Origin of the sequence: Streptomyces spongiae, assembly GCF_009377185.1 — a bacterium.
Lineage (GTDB): Bacteria > Actinomycetota > Actinomycetes > Streptomycetales > Streptomycetaceae > Streptomyces > Streptomyces spongiae.
Genome location: NZ_VJZC01000785.1, coordinates 1 through 3,794 on the forward strand (window position 1 = coordinate 1; position 3,794 = coordinate 3,794).

Genomic DNA, 3,794 nt, shown 5'->3' on the forward strand with positions numbered 1-3,794 from the left:
CCCCGCCCCCCACTCCGCAAGACTGCCGCCATGACCACAGAGACGAAGAGCGGCAACAGGCGCGCGAGGACGCGGGGAACCGGCCTGGCGGCCGCGCGGGGACTCGCGCTGGCACTGGTGGCGCTGCCAGGCGCGGTGCTCTGTTTCACGCTCTCCGCCGTGTCGATCGCGCTGATACCCATCGGCCTCGGCATCGTCACCACACCGTGGGTACTGACAGGCGTGCGGGCGTTCGCGAACTGGCGGCGAGTCCTCGCGGCCGAGTGGAGCGGAGTACGGATTCCCTCCTCGTACCGGCAGATCCCGAAGGACGCCAATCCCTGGGGCCGCACCTTCGGAATGCTGGGCGACCCGGCGACCTGGCGGGACCTGCGGTGGCTGCCGGTCGACATGACGGCGGGGTTCCTCACCGCCCTGCTGCCGGCCGTGCTGCTCCTGTACCCGTTGGAGGGGTTCGCGCTCGCGGCCGGGCTGTGGCGGGTCTTCGCGGACGCCGCGGACGGCGCGTACTGGTACGCCTTCGTGCCGGTCTCGGACCAGGTCTCCGCGTTCGGCGCCGCCGCCCTGGCCCTGGCCCTCCTCTTCGTGGCCCACTTCGTCACCCCGCAGCTGCTCAAGGTCCACTTCCTGCTCACCCGCGCCGTCCTCGCCCCGCGCCAGGGCGAGTTGGCCGAGCGTGTCCGCGTCCTCACCGAGACCCGGCGGGACGCGGTGGACACCTCGGCGGCCGAACTGCGGCGCATCGAGCGGGACCTGCACGACGGGGCGCAGGCCCGGCTGGTCGCGATGGGCATGGACCTCGGCACCGTCGAGGCACTCCTCGACAAGGACCCCGAGAAGGCCAGGCTGCTCCTCGCCCAGGCCCGCCGAAGCTCCGCCGACGCGCTCGTCGAGCTGCGCGACCTGGTGCGCGGCATCCATCCACCCGTACTCGCCGAACGCGGACTCGGCGACGCCGTACGGGCGTTGGCGCTGCGGCTGCCGATCAGCACCGAGGTGAACGTCGAACTGGAGGCAGGCCGGCCCGACGCACCCGTCGAGTCCGCCGCCTACTTCGCCGTCAGCGAGGTACTCACCAACGCCGTCAAGCACTCCGGAGCGGACCGTATCTGGATCGACCTCCATCGTGTGACGGACGGCGCGGGCATGCTCCGCATCACGGTCACCGACAACGGCAAGGGCGGCGCGCGGATCGGCGCGGGTTCGGGACTGACCGGAGTTGAGCGGCGGCTGGGTACATTCGACGGCGTCCTGGCCGTCAGCAGTCCCGAGGGCGGCCCCACCATGGTCACCATGGAGATCCCTTGCGCGTAGTGCTGGCCGAGGACCTGTTCCTGCTCCGTGACGGACTGGTCCGGCTTCTGGAGGCGTACGACTTCGAGATCGCCGCGGCGGTCGAGAGCGGGCCCGAACTCGCCCGCGCCCTGGCCGAGTTACGGCCGGACGTCGCCGTCGTCGATGTCCGGCTGCCGCCCTCGCACACCGACGAGGGGCTCCAGTGCGCCCTCCAGGCCCGCCGGGCACGGCCCGGGCTGCCCGTGCTGGTGCTGTCGCAGCACGTGGAGCAGTTGTACGCACGGGAGTTGCTCGCCGACGGCACGGGCGGCATCGGGTATCTGCTGAAGGACCGGGTGTTCGACGCCGATCAGTTCATCGACGCGGTTCGGCGGGTCGCCGCGGGCGGTACGGCGATGGACCCTCAGGTGATCCAGCAGCTGCTCACCCGGCGGGCGGCGGACGACAAGCCGCTGGGCCGGCTCACACCGCGTGAGCTGGAGGTCCTGGAGCTGATGGCACAGGGCCGCTCGAACACGGCGATCGCCGAGCGACTTGTGGTGACGGAACGGGCTATCGCCAAACACACCTCCAATATCTTCGCCAAATTGGGACTTGAGGTGTCGGACGACGACAATCGACGTGTGCTCGCGGTGCTCGCGTATTTGGACCACGGTCGCTGAACAGGATTCAGCGATTGCTGAACCTCATTCAAAAGTCGACACGTACCCCCCTCAACTGCCGTTGAAACATGGGTCTCTGTGACCATTGCGCCCGAATTGGGCTCATGGACTTCTGATTTTTTCCAAGGTTTCTGAACACCACACGAGCCCCACCCGTATGAGATGGAGCCGCTTCACTCCTGTCGGGCGCCTCGATGCCCCGCAAGGAAGTCAGAGGAGTTCCATGGGACGCAATACAAGGAAACGTCGCTCACCATTGGCCGTTCGCGCCATTGCCGCCTCCGCGGCGCTGGCGGTCGCGGGCGGTGGGCTGGTCTGGGCGAATTTCTACGCCTCGGCAGGCGAGTCGTCGGACCAGAACAACATCAAGGCCGCGGGCGCGCAGGTCGCGACGATCGACTGCCCCGATGTCGGCCAGCAGCTCACCGATGTGCCGGACGGGGCTCGCGCGGGCGTCGACAAGGAGCTGGCGAAGCTCGACCAGCAGGTCACCGAGGCCTACAAGCGCCTCGCGGACACGCGTCAGGCGCAGGCGGGGGACGCCGGCTACGTCGACAACGCCATCCTCGGCCCGCTGAAGTCCAAGCGGACCGCCACCATCGACCGCATCGGCATCAACATCAAGCGCGCCGGTGGCAAGGCTCCGCAGGGAGCCGAAGAGCTCGCCCAGTGTGAGGGCGTGCAGGCCGAGCAGGCGGACACCGCCGCGGGTGAGGGCCAGAACCAGGACGGTCAGAACCAGGACGGCCAGAACCAGGACGGTCAGGACCAGAACCAGGACGGCCAGGACCAGGGCGGCCAGGACGGCGGCCAGGACCAGGGCGGTCAGGACCAGGGCAACGGCGGCCAGGCCGGCAACGGTCCGGTGGCGGCCGACTTCCAGGACATCACGCAGGTCCAGCCGAACGGCGGCCCGCAGGGTGTCGGCGGAAACGGCCTCGCCGCGAACGGTGACGGCGGTTCGACGGGTACCTTCACCACGAACTGCGGCACCAACGAGAACGAGAACCGCAACTCGGACAACGTGATCGTCGCCCCGGGTGTCAGCAACGGTGCGCAGCACCAGCACGACTACGTCGGCAACCAGGACAACGACGCGTTCGCGAGCGACGAGCAGCTGGCCGCGGCGGACACCACCTGCCAGAACCAGGGTGACAAGTCGTCGTACTTCTGGCCGGTGCTGCGCGTGCAGGACGGTCAGGACGACGTCGACGCGAACGCCCCCGGTGGCGGTCAGGACGGCAACGTCGGCACGATCCTCCAGCCGGCCGAGGCTGAGCTGAAGTTCGTCGGCAACAAGACCAGCGATGTCGTCGCGATGCCCTCGGCCCTGCGCATCATCACCGGTGACGCCAAGGCCTTCGTGAACGGCCTCGCCAACGCCAACACGAACTGGAGCTGCACCGGCTTCGAGGACCGCCAGCTGACGGACAAGTACCCGATCTGCCCCGAGGGCAGCTCCGTGGTGCGGACGTCCAACTTCCAGAGCTGCTGGGACGGTCAGAACATCGACAGCGCCAACCACCGGACGCACGTCGACTTCGTCGAGCAGGACGGCAGCTGCTCCAACGGCTTCCAGGCCATCCCGCAGCTCCAGGTCCGCCTGGTCTACGACGTAGACGCCCCGCAGATCCAGAACGGACAGGTCCAGAACGCCTTCGCGGTGGACTCCTTCCCGGACCAGCTGCACAAGGCGATCACCGACCACAACGACTTCATCAACTTCTTCGACGAGAACACGATGAACCAGGTGGTCGACTGCATCAACAGCGGGCAGGACTGCCAGTAGTGCCCGTAGTACCCCGGTAGCACAAGCGAAAGCCGGCGGTGGGATCT

3 protein-coding genes are annotated in these 3,794 nt (G+C 68.3%); all 3 read left to right on the plus strand.

The window, feature by feature from the left end; genetic code table 11:
• The first annotated feature begins 30 nt into the window (after positions 1–30).
• The 3 genes from FNH08_RS46690 to FNH08_RS46700 all read left to right on the plus strand — a co-directional run bounded on the left by FNH08_RS46690 (position 31) and on the right by FNH08_RS46700 (position 3,747).
• Entirely contained in the window at positions 31–1,314 is a 1,284-nt protein-coding gene (locus FNH08_RS46690) for a sensor histidine kinase (protein ID WP_152777873.1), read from the plus strand.
• On the plus strand, positions 1,305–1,958 hold the full coding sequence (locus tag FNH08_RS46695; RefSeq protein ID WP_152777875.1) for a LuxR C-terminal-related transcriptional regulator: 654 nt from the start codon (positions 1,305–1,307) through the stop codon (positions 1,956–1,958). Before FNH08_RS46690 ends, FNH08_RS46695 begins: the two co-directional genes overlap by 10 nt.
• A gap of 223 nt (positions 1,959–2,181) precedes the next feature.
• Complete coding sequence (locus tag FNH08_RS46700) at positions 2,182–3,747, plus strand: DUF1996 domain-containing protein (protein WP_152777877.1); 1,566 nt, start codon at positions 2,182–2,184, stop codon at positions 3,745–3,747.
• Positions 3,748–3,794: the final 47 nt, after the last annotated feature.